The following is a 15,750-nucleotide window of genomic DNA, read 5'->3' on the forward strand; positions in this document are numbered from 1 at the left end:
TAGGGATGAGGCGCAAGCGGATCTACGAAGGCTACACCACCGCTCACGCAACCTCCTCCACCCGCCGAAGCTGAAGGCGCTCCAACCATTCAGGATTGCAAAGATCGGGGTTGGTGCAAGAGCCTATCTGGACACCCGAGAGGTCGATCGGCACCGGCGCTATCTCGCGTGTAGCAAACCATCGCTCGACTACATCCCACACACGTTTTCTGTCCGCCAGTCGGCGGTGACTGTCATAGTCGGTGGCGCCCTGCTGTGTGAGGCTGTCCGGGGTTTCGATCTTGGTCAGCAGAATTTCCGGGATCACCCAGATGACCTCGCCCGCCATGATGAGCCGGTTGCGGAACTCCCGGTCTTCTTCGATGCAATCGGAAAACCCGCCGAGCTGATCGAACACGGAACGATGGAAGAGCCCCGAATTGACGTGTGTCCAGTCGCCGGGAACGCCGGCAGCCATCTGCAAATTCGGAAAGAAGTCGTCGACAATTGACAAAGTGCGGCGAATTTCGACCCGTTCGCCGTTCGGAAGGATCAGTTCGTGATGGGTGAAGACCGCGCCGACCTGTATCTGTGTTTCCGTCTCGCGCCCGGCCAATCGCCAGTTCAGGCATGGATGGGCCCCGATGCTCTCATTCCCGATGACACGCGCCTGACGCATCACCTTGTCCCTGTGCGGAACGTCATCGGAATCATGGAACGTCACGGCATCGCCTTGCGACAGGACGATAGCGACATTCTTGGCTTGGGCCGTGCCGACGTTGGATGCGAGTCTCACACCCACGAACCGGGGATGGTCCGCGAAGCGTGCGATCACCTCCTCTGTCGCGTCGGTCGAGCCATCATCGACGACCATGACGGTCGTCGCCGGATGTGACTGCCCGAGCCCCGCTTCGATCGCCAAAGACAGATTGTGCGCGCGATTGTAAGTCGGAATGACAATGGTGACGTGGGGAAGCATGACGGTCTCCTAGGATGCTCGAAGCGACGCGCGGTAGGCCGCAAGCCGTGCTTGAGTGCTGAGTGAAAGCGGGTAGGGCAGGGCCAGCAGCGCTCCGCCGACTAATCCCGAAATTGGCAGTCCGGGTACCAACAGCAGCAGGACGCCACCGACGGCCATGGCAGGCAGAACCGCACCCACACCTTTGGAGGCTTCACAGCCGTCTTTCGGTGTGCGGCGGAAGCCACGCTGCAACCCCAGCAGAGCATCGATCGTGCCGAGCGCCGAAGGAGCCAGCAAGGACACTCTTGCCGCCAAAGCGGCAAGAATTGTCGGCCTGTTCGCACCCTCTCGTCGTGCAGTGGAGACGAACAGGGGAAGGGTGGAAGAGAGATAAACAAGCAGGATGCCCACCCCGGAAAAGGAGATCATAGGCCGCACGGAATCGCCCTGAAATCCGAGCGATAGCGCAAGTCCACCACCGATAAGCCCTGCCGACAGGGGCAAACCGAAATTGGCCCAAGCGGTCAGCTGGGAAAGGACGTGGAGCGCGGACCGAAGACTCAAGCCGGAAAAACCTTTCATCGCGGTGCGGACGTTCCCACTCGCCCAGCGATAGCGCTGCGAGGCGAGGCCGCTCATGTCGAGCGGCATGATGCCGCGACCAACGACCCGATCGACAAATCGCCCCCTATAGCCCCGCCGTCTGAGCCTCAGTCCCAGTTCGGCGTCCTCGGTCAGGGTCTTGTCGTTCCAGCCGCCGGCTTCCACGAGAGCGTCCCGCCGGATGACGCTGAGCGTTCCGGTGAGCAGCATGGCGCCGGCGCCGTCGGCCTGGCGGGCATGGCGTAGAAAATAGTCCGCGAGTTCCAGAGAGATCCCCCGTGCCGGCTCGGCCGTGTTCCGATATGCCTGCGGAAATTGGATGAAATCGTCATCGCTTCGCGCGATCTCCTCGGCCGCCAGGGCGAGGAAACCTGGCGAGGCCTCATAATCGGCATCCAGAACCACGACATGCGTCGCCTCTGGATCCGTTCGGGCGAGAGCGATGTTCAGCGCACCCGCTTTCGCACCCGCCACGTTGTCCTCATGGAAGAACCGAAAACGGCGTCCCAGACGCTGGCAGAGTTCCTGTACAGGACGCCATTGCGCCGGGTCCGCCGTATTGTTGTGTAGCACGATGACTTCGAATTCTGGCGCGTCCGTCTGCTCCGACAATGCCAAGAGTGTGCGTGTGACGAGAGGTGCCGGCTCGCAATAGGTCGCAATGTGCACCGAAAAGCGCGCAGGACCTCGAGCATGCGAAGGGCGACCGTCGCTAGGCTGACCTGAGGTCGTAGCGCTTGCCAAAACAGAGAGAAGGACCAAGCCGATCTGGCCACAGAGCGCAAGACCAACAAGTAAAAAAACAACCGCCGGCGAGACTAGGCTCAGCGTCACGATAACAAAAAACAATGCTCGGCTGTCCAGCCTGACCATCCTTAGTGCTCCTGATGGGGACATCTGTGGCAAGAGAAACATAGCTGCTTGCGGCCGCTCGCCTACTGACTGTTTCCCCAACATTTGTTGGGTCGTCGGTGCGGCCTTGCGAGACTCTGCACTATCGGTTTTCAAACGTTGACCCTTCCGAAACGCTAAGCCACTGGCCCAGCGCCTAACCGGCCTTTTCGGCGCAGGATCATTGATGCTCGGTGTCGTCCTATGGTTACTGTGAGGGCAGACGCCTCACCGACTTGCCGTTTGGGTGACGAACCGCTCTACCCCAGCGATTGGTAGAGACCACCCACCAAGCGCTGTGGTGAACAGCTTGGCTCCGTTGGCAGAACTGGAATACTGTCGCGTCACCGCGGGCAAGCAGCGAGTTTTGAGTTAAGAAGTGGGGCCACTTGCGACATCTTATGCAGATTCACATCGCATCATTCGGGAACGAACGGGCGTGAAACGTCTGGCCAAATACGACTTCGTGTCTGAGTTCCAGCCAGGTCCATCAAGGCTGGGCGCACAACTTCTGTTCGGAGCCGCCTTTGCAGTGGGCATGATTGGATTGCGCAGTGCTTTGGACGTGGTTGTTCCGACCGCCGGTCCGTTCGCATTGGTCTATCCGACCGTTCTCCTCGCAACGCTTTACGGCCATTGGCAAGCGGGGATCGCAGCGTTCGGGCTGAGCTTCTTATGGGCGTGGTTCTTCGTATTGCCGACGGCGCATTCGTTCTATTTTGAGGTCTCGACCGATCCGGCACGGGTCGCGATCAACGCGAGCGCGGCGCTCATTGTCCTCGTTTTCGCAGATACATTTCGACGCGCCGTCCAGTCTGCGATCGGTGAACGTGACAAGGAGATCGAGAGGCGAAATGTTCTACTTCAGGAATTAGACCACCGGACGAAAAACAACTTCGCCCTCGCAGTGAGCCTCCTCCAGCAGCAGAAACGAGGGGAGGGACATGAATCTCACCGACAATCCCTCGACCAAGCGATCGGCCGTCTACACTCCTTCGCGCAAGCCTATGCTAATCTCGCGGAAACCCAGGGCGAGGGCGCGGTCGTTGCCATGCAGCCTTACCTCAACGACATCGTGTCGAAGAGCGGACAAGCTCTGTTTGGCGACAATATCAGCGTCGTTGTTGAAACGGAGGAATACGAATTGCCCCGTGAGGTCGCGGTCGCAATCGGGCTCTTTGCGAATGAAGCCCTCACGAATTGCGCGAAATACGCGTTTCCGGAGGGTCGTGCCGGAACGGTTACCGTTCGCTTTGAAGGAAACGGGCATGGCTGGCTTCTGGAGATAGCTGATGACGGGGTAGGTAGCGCTGAAACTATCCCCGTTGCTTCCACCGGGATCGGAACGAAACTCATGAAGGCTTTTGCTGTCCAAGCGTGTGGCAGATATGAACTGGAGGTGACCAACGAGGGACGCTTGGTCAGATTAACGAACCGATCGTGAGTTGACCCCATCGAGTGGTTCCGGGTTAAATGCTAATGCATGGTCGGCCTCCGATCTATGCGGATGAAGGTCTCCGGTGCCGGTGTCCGATATCCAAGAGCGCTATATCCAAAAGCGTTATGCGGTCGAGCGGTGTTGTAGAGTCAGGACTTTGGAAATGGGGGCGTTCCAGTCAAGAGTTTTCGCGCAGGTCGAATGCCCCGCCTAACCGCGGTTTTGTCCTTATAGGCGTTGATCGGTTTCCCTGTTCGGCGGCCTTCTTTTGCGATCGACCCGGGTGCATGCTTCGGTCCGTGGTCGGCGCGGTGGCCGCCAACATGATGCTGGTTCCATGCCTGTTCACAGTCTACGAAGGGGGCGGCCACCCGCCGCTGTTTAACATTGGACCGCAGGCGGATCCGTCGCCCTGTCTGGTCGAGCAGGCGGTCAACGCGCGGCTCGACGCGACGCTGGCGGAGGCCGAGGCACGGCTGCTGGCCCAATTCGCTGCGATCACGGTGGAGGAGGTCGCCCAGGATTTCGAGCGTCGTTTCGAAGAAAGCGGCCATACGGTGCCGTTCCCCTGGCACGGCGCGACGGGGGAATGATCGGTGGGGGCACTATGTATGCCGAGATTGGGGCAATGGGAGCCACCAGAGGTCATTTCCAGATGTGCTAAGGCTAGGCGACCCTACTTGCCGCGAGCGCATGGAGACCCTCCGGGCGGATGTGGGTGTAGCGGCGCAGCATTTTCCAGTCCTTGTGCCCGGTGACAAGGGCAACCTGTTCAATGGTGAAGCCTGCCTCGAACAGTCGACCGGTCGCTTCGTGGCGCAGATCATGAAAATGCAAATCCTCGATGCCCAGGGTGCGGCAGACCCGGCGGAATGCCGTGCCGATTGAGCGTCCGTTGTAAGGGAAGATTCTGCCGCGACTGCCCACCAGTGCACGTTGTTCTTCGATCAACGCACAGGGGTCGTAACCGGAAACCGAAAGCAGAGGGATGCGTTGGTCGTTGCCCGTCTTGCGGCGAGGGTCTTTGCGGTCCCGGATGAGCAGCATTTTGGTTCGAGGGTTGTAGTCTTCCCATCGCGCCCGAGAGATTTCATCTTGTCGCATGGCCGTCGCGATGGCGAAACGAACGACGCGCGCTATGGGGATGAACTGTCGTGGGTTGCTTTCAAGCGCCTTCAGGATCGCGTCGATCTCCTCTTCGCTCGGCCGACGATCCCGTTCGTTGCCTTTGCCCACCAGTCCGAGCCGGGTGAGCGCAATCCGAGCGAGATCGACTCCTTCGGTTGGTGCGATGATGCCGTGAACGGCGGCAGCATGCGAAAGGATCGTCTTGATGTATCCGAGGTCGATGCCAACCGTTACCGGGCCGGCCCCTTCTTTGGCGCGCTGACGACCGAACTCGACGAGCTTTTCCCGGCCGAGCTCGGCGGGTTTCAACGCCCCGAGGCGTAGCGCAAGAAAATCCAGGCTCGCGGCTTTCGACCTACCGAGCGTTCTCCCGACTTCCGCCAGATCCGCTCTGTGAAGATCGATGAGGTCTCCGAATGTCTTGGCCGTGGCAACGCGAGTGTGTATAGGTTCCCCCCGATCGATCTTGCCCTCAATGGTCCGCGCCCAAAGCTCCGCGTCACCGCGGCGCAGGAAGGATTCACTGATGTAGTGCCCTTTGCGTCTGACCTGGACTCGCCAGGAGCCCGAAGGAAGCTTTGATATGGTCGCCATTTCGTGTGCTCTATGTGTGCAGTGCGCGGTCGAAACGTGGCGAAAAGGGGCGTATTGGGTCGTAAATTAGAGTGCACACGCCGCCGCGCAATGAGTTGATACTACTAGAAAAATGACGAAATATCAAGCACATAGACTTACCATTGCGCCTATGATTGGATGGATGAATTTCTATGTGATTGGGGCCCTTGGGTTGATTGTTGCAGTTGTTCTTTCGTTTCAGTCTGGGGGACTTGAGAACGACGGCGGAGCAAGGACGAGGAAATCTGCTCTGAGCCGGTAATCGGCTACTCGCAGCGCGGTGGCAAAATCGGGATGCAGATTGCTTCATCTGATACGATCATTTTTTCGACCGGCATACCGACATCGCGTGGGGCCCCCTGATCGGAAGCGAACTAGAATGACCAGCAAGCCACCCCCGTTGAGCAGACCAGATGGCCGCTTTGAAGTTTCTCGGGAACAGCTCTTCGAAGAGGTTTGGGAAACGCCGATCCTTCATTTGGCTGAGAAGTATGCCGTCTCAGGGTCGTACCTGGCTCGAGTGTGCACGGTGTTGCGGTTCTCTTGCGCAGCACTGCGACGAAACCCGGGATTTTCTGCGTGGAGCTTTGCTCATGGATGATCTCGCTGACTTCGCAGATCTCGAAACCGCAGGTTTTGGATAAGTCGGCCAGGTAGGCGCTGCCATGCGCAAAACATCCCGCCTTTGCGAGTTCCCGATAGCTCGATGCACCAAAGGCTGTTGGGTCGGAACCGTCATATGAATACGTGGTGAAAGCGAATGTTCCTTCCCGCCGAAGGGCCAGCCACACTGCTTCGAGGACGGCGTTCAGGTCTCCGAAATGGATGAGTGCCGCCGTCGAGACGATCAGGTCAAAGCGGTCTGGATGCCGGGTCAGGAAAGAAAGCAGATCATCCTCGTGCAGGACGTCATAGATGCCCTTCGCGCGGGCGCCCTCAAGCATGTCCGGTGAGACGTCGACACCCGCCATGTGCTGGGTCATCGCGCGGACCCCGGCGCCGGAGAGACCTGTGCCACATCCAACATCGAGGGCCGAGAGGAAGGGCGGGGAAGCGTGGCGGAGAACGGCATCCAGGACGTGACGATGCGCGAAATAGCCTGGGACCAGGTCCCAATTCTTCGCCTTTCGTCGGTAGAGGTCGCGCAGAAAGGCGGGGGATGCGCTAGCTGGAACTGCCCCCTTGCCAATGAATGCAAGAAGCAGTTCAGCGCCTTGCTCGTCTCCGGGGGCGAGACGCAGGTAGCGACGCAATGACAGAGCTGCCGCGTCAAGATCGTTCAGGGCGATTAAAGCGTCTGCCAAAGCGAAATGCGCCCGCGCATCTTCAGGACTGGCAGCGGTGACTTCGGCGAGAAGGTCGGCTGCAGTAGCAAAATCGGCCAGATCCATTGAGGTGACAGCCAAATTGTACATCGCTTCCGCATATCCGGACCGTGTTTCGATGGCCTTCCTGAAGGCCGCAATTGCGTCTTCAGGCCGCTGCCCCTTGCGCAGAGCTATGCCGAGATTGTTGTAAGCTTCCGGCGAGGGTATCGCCTGAGTAGTTCCTTGAGGAAGCCGGTGCCCAACGAGGTCTGAATTCCGATCGTCAGACTTCCAGTTTTTCCTCGACCTGCAAGCCTGGCATGTCGCTGCGCACGTTCGAGCAGTTCGATCGCCGATTTGGCTTCGCGAAGGAAAGCCTGGCCGGCCTCAGTGAGCTCGACGCCGCTATGGCGCCTGTCCAGAAGTATCGCGCCGAGCTCATCCTCGATGGCGCGGACGGTGCGGCTTAGCGTCGATTGTTGTACATCCAGAGCTTCGGCGGCGGCGCGCAGGCTCCGAAACTCGGCGATAGCGATCAATTGGTGTAGTTGACGCAGTTCAATCATGAAGCCACCTCCGAACCTGCAGCCGAAACCTGCGTTCGGAAGCGGGGGGCTGGCTGCTTGCTTGCTTCAGCGCCTTCTCATGCAACGCCCGATCATCATGAAAAACCTCTCGTATCATGCGTAGTGAGAATGTCTCACCCGGCGTTGAATTTCCGTCCGAGAGGAGCGGCGACCTTACCGGCTGGCGGCGTTCTTCATCCCCAGGAGAACCGCTGCCAGGATCATGCAGCTGCCTCCGATCCGGTCCAGCCAACGACGGGCCTCACCCTTCAGCCGTTGGGAGAGCCAATGCGCGCCAGCCCCGTATCCGGTCAGGAACGCTCCGTCCATTGCGATGTAGGTGGCCGACAGAACCAGAAACTGCGGCCAGAACGGCAGCGCCGGATCAATGAACTGGGGAAACAGCGCGGCGAAGAAGACTACGGCCTTGGGGTTGGCCGTCGAAGTCACGAAGCCTTGCAGCCAAAGGGTCCGAAGAGAGGCCCGTCGAGAAGCGGAGTGCGATATGGGCTTCATGGATCGCCGAAGCGTACGCAGGCCGATCCACAGGAGATAGAGGGTGCCGGCCCATTTTACGACGGTCAGCGCCTCGGCGGAGGTAGCGATAACGGTCGCCAGCCCCAGGCCGGCGGCAAGCATCTGAAACAGGTTCGCTGTCAAATCTCCTGCAGCGGTGAACCAGGCCCGCGGCAAGCCATTGATGGCGCTGTTTGACAGCATCAGCATCTGGCTGGGGCCAGGCGTACTCATCAGAGCGAGCACGGTTGCGATGTAGATGAGCCAGATATCGATAGGCATGGTTTGCTCCGGTATCGCGCGTGGAATTGTCAGCCGAGTAGCGCCTTTCCAAGTGGTTTTACGGGTTCCGAACGCAGCACCAGAGAGGTCGTGACCGCGCCGAACCGGGCGATGGTGTCGACGATGGTCTCAAGTTGGCCGGGGGTCGGGACGAGGACTTTGAGCAGGAAGCAGTCTTCGCCGGTCAAACGGTGGACCTCGATGACATGCGGCATCTCAGCAAAGGCTTTCAAAGCGGGCTTGATGTGCTCCTGCGTGGTTTTGAGCCGAATGATGGCCATCATCCCGAGACCGAGCGCGGCGGCGTCCAGACGCGCTGTATAGCCGGCGAGTATTCCGCGATCCTCAAGGCGCTTCACTCGCTCCGATGTCGCCGGCTGCGAAAGCCCGACACGTCGGCCGACCTCCGATAGCGGGGTGCAGGCGTTTTCCTGAAGCGCTTCGAGGATTGCGATGTCAAGGCGGTCGAGCTCACTGGTCGGCATGTTTCACCGCAGATTCCGTTAATTCATCGGAAGTTTGTCACATTTTCCGATGAATTGCCATTCCCGTTATGCGTTCGGCAAGGGACATTCCAGAAAGGTAAACATCAGGAGATTAGCATGGGGCGTCGTTTCGTTATGGTGCCGGGCATCGGGGGATCCGGCCCTGAGCATTGGCAGAGCCATTGGGAAACTCTCTATCCGAACACCCTCCGGATAGAGCCAAATTCCTGGGATGAACCCGACCTCGTGGACTGGTTCGCCGCCCTGGACCGGGCGGTCGCCTCGGCACCTTATCCGCCGGTGCTGGTATGCCATTCGCTCGGGTGCCTGCTCTTTGCCCATTGGCGTGCGGCGTCGTCCCGGGCGATCGCCGCGGCATTTCTTGTCGCCGTGCCGGACCCGAGTGGGCCGGCTTTCCCGGCGCAGGCAAAGGCATTCGGAGCGTTACCTGCAACGGGGTTTGGTGAGCGGCCGGTGTTGGCCGTCGCAAGTGAGAACGATCCCTATGATCCGACGGCGAGTGGGATAGCCTGGGCTGCCAGGCAAGGCGCCTGGCCGCGCCGTCTTGGCCCAAGGGGCCATTTGAATGAGGCGTCGAACCTCGGCGCCTGGCCAGAAGGCCAAGAGTTTCTGGCAGATTTCCTGGACGAGATCGGAGAGTAGCCATGGACGTTGCAACTGCATTGCTGAGCTTTTCCATTGCTGCGGCTTTGCTGACGATCACACCGGGGCTCGATACAGCCCTCGTCCTGCGGACGGCGGCGGTCGAGGGGCCGCGCCGGGCGATGCTGGCGGGGGCAGGGGTGGTGACCGGGGTGCTGGCATGGGGATTGATTGCGGCTTTGGGGCTCGGTGCTGTGCTGGCCGTGTCGGAACTGGCTTACCGTTGCCTGCAGTTTGCCGGCGCGGCCTACCTGATCTGGCTGGGTATCGGGATGTTGCGGGGAGCGTTCCGACCGCGAGAGCCGGGGTTGCCGAGGGTCATGGCGCCTTCCGCACCGAATTGGTTCCTGCGCGGGGTGATGACCAACCTTCTTAACCCCAAGGTCGGTGTCTTCTATATCAGCTTCCTGCCTCAGTTTCTGCCCGTGGGCGTTTCGGTAGTGCCGTTCAGCGTCCTGCTCGCGGGGATACATGCGTCGATGGGGCTGATTTTCTTTGCAGCGCTGACTGCCGCGACAGTGCCGTTTCAGAATGCCCTGAACGGCCCCCGGCTGCCTCGCCTCCTCGACGGGGTTACCGGCAGTGTCTTGATCGGGTTCGCCCTGCGACTGCTGACGGATCGGCGCGTGGGATGATCTCAGATCTCCATCCGACGCTGCAACTGACCGGGCGTGATCCCATGGGCGGCATGAAAAGCGGCCACGAAGCCGCTCGCGGTGGCGTAGCCGGCGGTGTGGGCCGCATGCTGCACGCTTTTGCCGGCCATCAAAGGGGCAATGGCGCGTGCCAATCGAAGGTCTCGCATCCAGGTGGCCCAGCTCTGCCCGGTGTCGCGACGGACGAGCCGTTGCAGGCTGCGCCGCGACAGCGCCAGTGCCGCGGCCCAGTGGTCGAGCGAATGGCCGACCCCATCGAGATGTGCCAGCGCGATACGACGCAGGCGCGGGTCGGCAGGCAGGGGCAGTGTGGGTGCAGGGGCGGGGCGCGCAAGCCGGTCCCACAGCACGGCCGTCAGCCGGGCGAAGGCGGGCTCTTGCCGGTCGGCGCGGCTGGATCCTGCCAGGGCGAGGAGAAGTTCGGCTTCCAGCGCCTCGAGAGGGAAAGGCGTGGGGTCCTTGGGCAGCGGTGCCGCGGCGGGCCGGGTATAGAGGTTGACCGATTTCCGCGCGCCCTCGGCCCGGATGCGGTGGCGGTGCGTCGGTGGAAGCCAGATCGCCATGCCGGGAGAGAGAAGATGCAGCCTGCATCCTGTCTCGACCGTCACCGGCCGGTCCGGGCACCAGGCGAGCTGCCCGCGCCAATGCGCATGCGCCTCCGGCATGGAGCCGGGTGTGAAGCTCGTGATCCTGCCGATCACCGGACTTCCATCCTCGGCAAATCCTCCGATCTCATCGCGCTGCATGTTGGCACCTCCGGGGTATCATCTGGCACCGGGGCGACACATTTTTCCAGCCCCTCCTTCAGGATCGCGCGGAGGCGGAGCGGAGGACCGGATGGATATGACGACAATGGCGCTGCCCACGGGCGCGGGGCTGCTCGGCGGGCTGTGCAATGCGATCGCGGGCGGAGGCACGTTTTTTACCTTCCCGGCGCTGCTGGCCGTAGGGCTGCCGCCGGTGACGGCGGGCGCGACCAGTGCAGTGGCGATTTGGCCCGGCCATGCAGCCAGCCTGATTGGCGAAGGCGCAGTGCTGCGGCAGGAACTGATGGCGCGGCCCGGGCGCGTCGCGGTGTTTGCGCTGGCGTCGGCGGCGGGGGCCGGGCTGTTGCTGCTGTCGGGAGATGCGCTGTTCCGACAGTTGGTCCCCTGGCTGCTGCTCTTCGCTACGCTGCTGTTTGCGGCAGGGCCCATCCTCAACCGCTGGCTTGCCCGCCGCGGGCTGTCCATCGGGCCAGCCAGCGCCGCGTGCGCCGAGGGGGTGGTGGCCCTCTATGGCGGCTACTTTGGGGCGGCGCTGGGGGTGCTGCTGCTGGCGCTGCTGACCGTGACGGGGGACGACGATCTGAAGCGGCTGAACGTGGTCAAGAATGCTCTGGCAACGCTCGCGACCAGTATCGCCGTCCTGATCTTCGCCTTTGGCGGCGCGGTCGCCTGGGGTCAGGCTGCCCTGGTCTTCCTGGGGGCGACGGCAGGTGGTGTCATCGGTGGCCGGCTGGCGCGCCGGGTGAAGCCGCAACTCCTGCGCGTCGCGATCGTCTGCCTCGGCCTGTTGCTGGTCTGGCACTACGCGTGAGCCCGGGTCGAGGCGCGGAACGCCTCGCGCAGGGCCTTGGTAATCCGCCCCACGGGCCATGTGCTGTGCTTGCCGGGGCGGTCGAGCGAGACCACGGGACGAAGCTCGACCGACGTGCCCGTGACGAAGACCTCGTCCGCTGCATCCAGATCGTCGAGGCTGACGGTTCCTTCATGAACCGACAGGCCGAGGCCACGCGCAAGGTCGAAGACATGGCGCTTGGTCAGGCTGTCGAGAAAGCATGTGGGAAGGGGAGACAGAAGCCTGCCATTCCGGACGAGGACGATGTTCGTCACCGTGGTTTCGGCGACATGGCCTGCCATATCCAGCATGAGGGCATCGTCATGTCCGCTACGGGCGGCTGCGGCCCGAGACAAAGTTCCAGTCATGTAGAGCCCCGAGCATTTCGACGCCGTCGGCGCCGTATCGGGCGCGGGGCGCCGCCAATCCGACAAAACCAGGCGCAATCCGCCGGTCCCGTCCCCAAGGGCGGTTTCCACCGGCCAGTCCCAGGCCGCGATGGCAGTATGGATCCGGCAGCCCTGCGCGGAAACGGTGACGCTTTCGCTGCCGCGCCAGGCGATCGGCCGAACATAGGCGTCCTTCAGTCCGCCAGCCCAAAGCACGGCCTCGGCGGCAGCCTGAAGATCATCGACCAGCCATGGCAGCGTGTAGCCGAGAAGTTCGGCCGAGCGCTGCAGGCGCCGGAAATGCTCCTTGCCCAGAAACAGGCGACCGTCATAGGCGCGGATGCCTTCGAAGACCGCGCCGCCGTTGTGCAGAGAATGCGTCAGAACATGCAGCGTCGCCTCACTGGACGGCAGAAGCGTCCCGTCGAACCAGACGGGGCTCGTCGTATCGACGAGCGGGACCTTCACGGCTTCGGTCAGCATTCGGGATCTCCCAGTTCGCGGATGGTGGGACAATCTTCAGGCTCAGGAGCCGCGCAGGCGAGTGAGCAGTTTTCAGGCGCTGATGAGAAAGCGTCGTTCGCGTGGTACCGGTTATCGGCGATAGTCGGTTTGTGAGGATCTATGGATAAACAAGTACCCTTTCGGCTGAATGTGCCCCTGAACGCCCTGCGAGCCTTCGAGGCCGCGGCGCGCCATCTCTCAATCAAGGAGGCGGCGCTGGAACTTGGCGTCACGCCATCGGCCGTCAGCCACCAGTTGCGCGGGCTTGAAGATGCGCTCGGCCTGACATTGATGCGGCGGGTCGGTCCGGCGCTCGAATTGACCGAAGCCGGAGCAAGACTCGCGCCCGATCTGAGCGAGGGGTTTTCCCGGATCATCGAAGCGGTCGGCGGCCTCAGACAGGAACGCAACGCGGGCCCCTTACGGCTGTCGATGCTGCCGACGTTCGCGGCCTATTGGTTCTCGCCCCGGCTCACGCGCTACCCGTTCGAGCGCAACGGCTTCGATCTGCTGATATCTACGACACAGGAGGCTGTGGATCTGTCTGCCGGAGTGGCCGATGCGGCGGTGCGGCACGGGCAGGGCCAATGGGATGGGTTGCAGGCGGACCTGCTGTTCGAAGAAACCGTGAGCCTGTTCGGTGCGCCGCCCATGGGCAAGGATGACCCCGATGAAATGCGGGCGCAGATATCGGGCATGACACTGTTTCTCTCGCAGTATCGGAAAGAGAACTACGCGCGATGGAACGCGACGTTGCCGGGCGGGCCGATCCGGCCTGCTGCGGTGATGATGGTCGATTCCGCCGGACTGGCACTGCGCGCGGCCATGGACGGGGCAGGGGTGGCGCTGGCAGGCGTGGAGATCGCTGCCTTCGACGTCGGAGCCGGGCGGTTGACGCAGCTCTTTCCACATTGGGCTCATACGGGCGGAGGCTACTTCCTCGTCTATCCCGAGGCGCTGGCCAGGGACCGTCGAGTGCGCAACCTGAGCCGCTGGATGGTCGAGGCCTCGGCCGGGGAAAGGACCCTCGCGCAAAGGCAACCGGAGCCGGGAGCGGATTGAATGAATCGTATTGAAGCGGCGGTGGTCGAAATCCGGCGACTTGAGGAAAACGACCGCGTGGCATGGGAAGACCTCTGGCAAGAGAACCTGGACCATTTCGCGGCACCTGATCGAGCCCGCGCGGACATGCCCGTCATCTGGCAGCGCCTCATGGATCAAGCTGCGCCGCTTCTCGGCTGGCTGGTTCTCGTTCAGGGGCAGGCCGCCGGGCTGGCGCATGTGATCCTTCGCCAGCACAGCTTTAGCACGGCCAAGATCGCGATCCTGGAAGATCTCTGGATCGCACCTTTCGCGCGGCGTCACGGGCTGGCGGAACGGCTTGTCGAGCGACTGGTTCGAGAGGGGCGCGCGCAGGGCTGGCGCCGCATCGAATGGGAAACCGGCGATGAGAACCTCATTGCGCAGCGGCTCTATGACCGGATTGCCACGCTCGATCCGGTCAAGCGCTACCGGGTCGACCTAGATTGAGCGGCGTTGGCTCAGCTCGATCCGGAAGCTGTCCCAGGGCGCGGGGTCGGCGATCGACTGATACAACCGTTGCGCCGTCAGATTGTCCTGCGGCACCAGCCAGCGCAGATGGGTCCAGCCGCGCGCGGTACCGATCTCGGTCAACTGGCCAATCAGGGCGCGGGCAAGGCCGCTTCCCCGGGCCTCTGGCATGACAAAGAGGTCGTCGAGCTGACCGGCACGGCTTCCTGAGATGATCTCGGGCAAGTCGAAGGCCAGCGCAAAGCCGGCAAGCGCGCCGCCATGATCCGCCCCGAGAAGCAGCAGATCCGGCTCGGCGACGGAGCGCTCGATCAGAGGTGTGGCCTGTTCCGGCGTCATTGCCTTGGCCGGTCCGCCCATGGCTCTCCGATAGGCCGTCATCAGATCGGCAAGGCGCGGAGCGTCCGCGGCTGACAGTCGGCGGATCGTCGGTACGATCACCATCCGCCGGTCCTGACCCACTCTGTCATCATCTCCATTCGGTCCCAGCCCCAGAAAGGCTCTTCATCGACGATGAAGAAGGGAGATCCGAAGACACCCCGTGCCACCGCATCTTCGCCGATCCTCCGGACCTTTTCTTTCAGGGCAGGGTCGGCGATGCCGGCCAGAAGGGCTCCGGGCTTGAGACCGAACTCTGGGGCGAGCCGCGAGACAGCTTCGGGTGAGGCGGTGTCGAGACTGTCGTTGAAATACAAGGTGAAGACCCTCTTCGCGAAGGCAGCAGCAAGTTCAGGGTGCTGTGTTTCAACCCAGTAGAAGGCGCGCGTCGCCGCCAGGGCGACATGGGGATGGTTGGCGGGCAGCTGGAAGGTCAGGCCCTGGTGCCGTGCGATCCGCGCCCAGTCGCGCCGCGCATAGTCGCGTTTCAGCGGCGTCGACGACAGTCCGCGTGCCCCCGTCACCTTGTAAGCAGTGCCCAGCATGTAGGGTCGCCAGAGCACGGTTCGACCCAGGCCTACCGCGATGGCGTCAATTCGCTGCGCCGCGAAGAAGGCGTAACCGGACGAGAAGTCGAACCAGAACTCGAGGGACCTCATGGCTCTTCGCCGTCCCAGTAATCGACCGCATCCGCGGTCCGGAAGGAACTGGCAACCCGGCGCTTTGCCTTGTCACCTCCGGGCGCAGCGCCCGCGAAGACTGTCAGCTTGCCGCTGTCGGGATAGGCCATCACATCAGGCTCGCGCATGGTGCTGACCGCGACATATCGCAGAGGTTCAGTGCCGGTTGCGATCAGCTGATGGGCCGTTTCGGCGCCGCCCGCAGGGCAGACCGCCACCATGCCGGCTGCGACCGGGTACCGGTCGGGGCCGAACCGCAGCTCGCCGGTGCCCGAGAGAATGACAAAGATCTCGTCATTGGCGTGATGGGCATGGAACGGCCAGGCCGCCTTGCCGGGCGGAACCTCCACCAGCCGTGCCCCCAGATGCGTCGCTCCGAGCGGGGCGGCGATGGCCGCCATGGCGGCATGAAAGCGGGTGCCATAGCTCTGTGGCGACAGGTCCAGATCGTCGAGTGTGACGACGGGGCTGCGTGGCGTGTGATCCTGGGTCATTTCGGTGCCCTCCTGCGAGAAGAGAGCGCCAATCCGACCGGTTCCGCAACTGAATTGGCTTCAGG

19 protein-coding genes are annotated in these 15,750 nt (G+C 62.2%); 7 read left to right on the forward strand and 12 right to left on the reverse strand.

What is annotated here, in order from left to right; all coding sequences use genetic code 11:
• Positions 1-43: 43 nt before the first annotated feature.
• Both I6N89_RS00395 and I6N89_RS00400 read right to left on the reverse strand, forming a co-directional pair.
• Entirely contained in the window at positions 44-958 is a 915-nt protein-coding gene (locus I6N89_RS00395) for a glycosyltransferase family 2 protein (RefSeq protein WP_076625001.1), read from the reverse strand.
• 9 nt (positions 959-967) lie between these two features.
• Positions 968-2,416, reverse strand: a complete 1,449-nt coding sequence (locus I6N89_RS00400) for a glycosyltransferase family 2 protein (RefSeq protein ID WP_207016280.1) — start codon at positions 2,414-2,416, stop codon at positions 968-970.
• A 457-nt stretch (positions 2,417-2,873) separates the two neighbouring features.
• On the opposite strand from I6N89_RS00400, the gene I6N89_RS00405 reads away from it, so the two are divergent.
• Both I6N89_RS00405 and I6N89_RS00410 read left to right on the forward strand, forming a co-directional pair.
• Positions 2,874-3,878: a sensor histidine kinase gene (locus I6N89_RS00405; protein ID WP_076624999.1), complete on the forward strand. Its 1,005-nt coding sequence runs from the start codon at positions 2,874-2,876 to the stop codon at positions 3,876-3,878.
• 281 nt (positions 3,879-4,159) lie between these two features.
• Positions 4,160-4,465: a hypothetical protein gene (locus tag I6N89_RS00410; protein ID WP_229743348.1), complete on the forward strand. Its 306-nt coding sequence runs from the start codon at positions 4,160-4,162 to the stop codon at positions 4,463-4,465.
• Between the two features lie 73 nt (positions 4,466-4,538).
• Here the strand turns inward: I6N89_RS00410 and I6N89_RS00415 are convergent, their stop codons facing one another.
• The 5 genes from I6N89_RS00415 to I6N89_RS00435 form a co-directional block, all read right to left on the reverse strand.
• Positions 4,539-5,594: a site-specific integrase gene (locus tag I6N89_RS00415; RefSeq protein WP_076624998.1), complete on the reverse strand. Its 1,056-nt coding sequence runs from the start codon at positions 5,592-5,594 to the stop codon at positions 4,539-4,541.
• Between the two features lie 395 nt (positions 5,595-5,989).
• Positions 5,990-7,150 (reverse strand): tetratricopeptide repeat protein, encoded by a 1,161-nt coding sequence (locus I6N89_RS00420; protein ID WP_419247613.1) that lies wholly within the window; start codon positions 7,148-7,150, stop codon positions 5,990-5,992.
• The gene (locus I6N89_RS00425; protein ID WP_207016282.1) at positions 7,114-7,488 is read right to left on the reverse strand and encodes a LysR family transcriptional regulator; all 375 of its coding nucleotides are present in this window, start codon (positions 7,486-7,488) and stop codon (positions 7,114-7,116) included. The genes I6N89_RS00420 and I6N89_RS00425 overlap by 37 nt, the downstream gene beginning before the upstream one ends.
• Positions 7,489-7,662: 174 nt before the next feature.
• On the reverse strand, positions 7,663-8,286 hold the full coding sequence (locus tag I6N89_RS00430) for a LysE family translocator (RefSeq protein WP_076624995.1): 624 nt from the start codon (positions 8,284-8,286) through the stop codon (positions 7,663-7,665).
• 29 nt (positions 8,287-8,315) lie between these two features.
• Positions 8,316-8,771, reverse strand: coding sequence for an Lrp/AsnC family transcriptional regulator (locus I6N89_RS00435; RefSeq protein WP_207016283.1), 456 nt, complete (start codon positions 8,769-8,771; stop codon positions 8,316-8,318).
• Between the two features lie 117 nt (positions 8,772-8,888).
• Between I6N89_RS00435 and I6N89_RS00440 the strand changes: the two genes are divergently transcribed.
• Both I6N89_RS00440 and I6N89_RS00445 read left to right on the forward strand, forming a co-directional pair.
• Positions 8,889-9,434 carry an RBBP9/YdeN family alpha/beta hydrolase gene (locus tag I6N89_RS00440; RefSeq protein ID WP_076624993.1) on the forward strand — a complete coding sequence of 182 codons (546 nt, stop codon included), beginning with the start codon at positions 8,889-8,891 and terminating at the stop codon, positions 9,432-9,434.
• A 2-nt stretch (positions 9,435-9,436) separates the two neighbouring features.
• Positions 9,437-10,069, forward strand: coding sequence for a LysE family translocator (locus I6N89_RS00445; RefSeq protein WP_076624992.1), 633 nt, complete (start codon positions 9,437-9,439; stop codon positions 10,067-10,069).
• Positions 10,070-10,071: 2 nt separating this feature from the next.
• Here I6N89_RS00445 and I6N89_RS00450 read toward each other — a convergent pair whose 3' ends face one another.
• Positions 10,072-10,836, reverse strand: a complete 765-nt coding sequence (locus I6N89_RS00450) for an AraC family transcriptional regulator (protein WP_076624991.1) — start codon at positions 10,834-10,836, stop codon at positions 10,072-10,074.
• Between the two features lie 91 nt (positions 10,837-10,927).
• On the opposite strand from I6N89_RS00450, the gene I6N89_RS00455 reads away from it, so the two are divergent.
• Positions 10,928-11,668: a sulfite exporter TauE/SafE family protein gene (locus tag I6N89_RS00455; RefSeq protein ID WP_076624990.1), complete on the forward strand. Its 741-nt coding sequence runs from the start codon at positions 10,928-10,930 to the stop codon at positions 11,666-11,668.
• On the opposite strand, the gene I6N89_RS00460 is transcribed toward I6N89_RS00455, so the two are convergent.
• Positions 11,659-12,561 (reverse strand): aminotransferase class IV, encoded by a 903-nt coding sequence (locus I6N89_RS00460; protein WP_076624989.1) that lies wholly within the window; start codon positions 12,559-12,561, stop codon positions 11,659-11,661. The two genes, I6N89_RS00455 and I6N89_RS00460, sit on opposite strands and share 10 nt — an antisense overlap.
• 141 nt (positions 12,562-12,702) lie before the next feature.
• Here I6N89_RS00460 and I6N89_RS00465 point away from each other — a divergent pair, with 141 nt between their 5' ends.
• Together I6N89_RS00465 and I6N89_RS00470 are read left to right on the forward strand one after the other, a co-directional pair.
• Positions 12,703-13,644 (forward strand): LysR substrate-binding domain-containing protein, encoded by a 942-nt coding sequence (locus I6N89_RS00465; protein WP_076624988.1) that lies wholly within the window; start codon positions 12,703-12,705, stop codon positions 13,642-13,644.
• Positions 13,645-14,112, forward strand: a complete 468-nt coding sequence (locus tag I6N89_RS00470) for a GNAT family N-acetyltransferase (protein ID WP_076624987.1) — start codon at positions 13,645-13,647, stop codon at positions 14,110-14,112.
• Here the strand turns inward: I6N89_RS00470 and I6N89_RS00475 are convergent.
• The 3 genes from I6N89_RS00475 to I6N89_RS00485 are packed head-to-tail and all read right to left on the reverse strand — an operon-like array spanning position 14,104 to position 15,685.
• Positions 14,104-14,577 (reverse strand): GNAT family N-acetyltransferase, encoded by a 474-nt coding sequence (locus tag I6N89_RS00475; protein WP_207016284.1) that lies wholly within the window; start codon positions 14,575-14,577, stop codon positions 14,104-14,106. The two genes, I6N89_RS00470 and I6N89_RS00475, sit on opposite strands and share 9 nt — an antisense overlap.
• Positions 14,571-15,170 (reverse strand): 2-hydroxychromene-2-carboxylate isomerase, encoded by a 600-nt coding sequence (locus tag I6N89_RS00480; RefSeq protein WP_076624985.1) that lies wholly within the window; start codon positions 15,168-15,170, stop codon positions 14,571-14,573. Before I6N89_RS00480 ends, I6N89_RS00475 begins: the two co-directional genes overlap by 7 nt.
• Complete coding sequence (locus I6N89_RS00485; RefSeq protein WP_207016285.1) at positions 15,167-15,685, reverse strand: cupin domain-containing protein; 519 nt, start codon at positions 15,683-15,685, stop codon at positions 15,167-15,169. The genes I6N89_RS00480 and I6N89_RS00485 overlap by 4 nt, the downstream gene beginning before the upstream one ends.
• Between the last annotated feature and the right edge of the window lie 65 nt (positions 15,686-15,750).

It is taken from the genome of Salipiger abyssi, from assembly GCF_017311415.1.
Lineage (GTDB): Bacteria > Pseudomonadota > Alphaproteobacteria > Rhodobacterales > Rhodobacteraceae > Salipiger > Salipiger abyssi_A.

Excerpts from the sequence above, each read along its gene's own strand:
- I6N89_RS00395 (WP_076625001.1), bottom strand. The coding sequence starts at position 958 with ATGCTTCCCCACGTCACCATTGTCATTCCGACTTACAATCGCGCGCAC.
- I6N89_RS00400 (WP_207016280.1), bottom strand. The coding sequence starts at position 2,416 with ATGGTCAGGCTGGACAGCCGAGCATTGTTTTTTGTTATCGTGACGCTG.
- I6N89_RS00410 (WP_229743348.1), top strand. The coding sequence starts at position 4,160 with ATGCTTCGGTCCGTGGTCGGCGCGGTGGCCGCCAACATGATGCTGGTT.
- I6N89_RS00415 (WP_076624998.1), bottom strand. The coding sequence starts at position 5,594 with ATGGCGACCATATCAAAGCTTCCTTCGGGCTCCTGGCGAGTCCAGGTC.
- I6N89_RS00425 (WP_207016282.1), bottom strand. The coding sequence starts at position 7,488 with ATGATTGAACTGCGTCAACTACACCAATTGATCGCTATCGCCGAGTTT.
- I6N89_RS00430 (WP_076624995.1), bottom strand. The coding sequence starts at position 8,286 with ATGCCTATCGATATCTGGCTCATCTACATCGCAACCGTGCTCGCTCTG.
- I6N89_RS00435 (WP_207016283.1), bottom strand. The coding sequence starts at position 8,771 with ATGCCGACCAGTGAGCTCGACCGCCTTGACATCGCAATCCTCGAAGCG.
- I6N89_RS00440 (WP_076624993.1), top strand. The coding sequence starts at position 8,889 with ATGGGGCGTCGTTTCGTTATGGTGCCGGGCATCGGGGGATCCGGCCCT.
- I6N89_RS00445 (WP_076624992.1), top strand. The coding sequence starts at position 9,437 with ATGGACGTTGCAACTGCATTGCTGAGCTTTTCCATTGCTGCGGCTTTG.
- I6N89_RS00450 (WP_076624991.1), bottom strand. The coding sequence starts at position 10,836 with ATGCAGCGCGATGAGATCGGAGGATTTGCCGAGGATGGAAGTCCGGTG.
- I6N89_RS00455 (WP_076624990.1), top strand. The coding sequence starts at position 10,928 with ATGGATATGACGACAATGGCGCTGCCCACGGGCGCGGGGCTGCTCGGC.
- I6N89_RS00460 (WP_076624989.1), bottom strand. The coding sequence starts at position 12,561 with ATGCTGACCGAAGCCGTGAAGGTCCCGCTCGTCGATACGACGAGCCCC.
- I6N89_RS00465 (WP_076624988.1), top strand. The coding sequence starts at position 12,703 with ATGGATAAACAAGTACCCTTTCGGCTGAATGTGCCCCTGAACGCCCTG.
- I6N89_RS00470 (WP_076624987.1), top strand. The coding sequence starts at position 13,645 with ATGAATCGTATTGAAGCGGCGGTGGTCGAAATCCGGCGACTTGAGGAA.
- I6N89_RS00475 (WP_207016284.1), bottom strand. The coding sequence starts at position 14,577 with ATGGTGATCGTACCGACGATCCGCCGACTGTCAGCCGCGGACGCTCCG.
- I6N89_RS00480 (WP_076624985.1), bottom strand. The coding sequence starts at position 15,170 with ATGAGGTCCCTCGAGTTCTGGTTCGACTTCTCGTCCGGTTACGCCTTC.
- I6N89_RS00485 (WP_207016285.1), bottom strand. The coding sequence starts at position 15,685 with ATGACCCAGGATCACACGCCACGCAGCCCCGTCGTCACACTCGACGAT.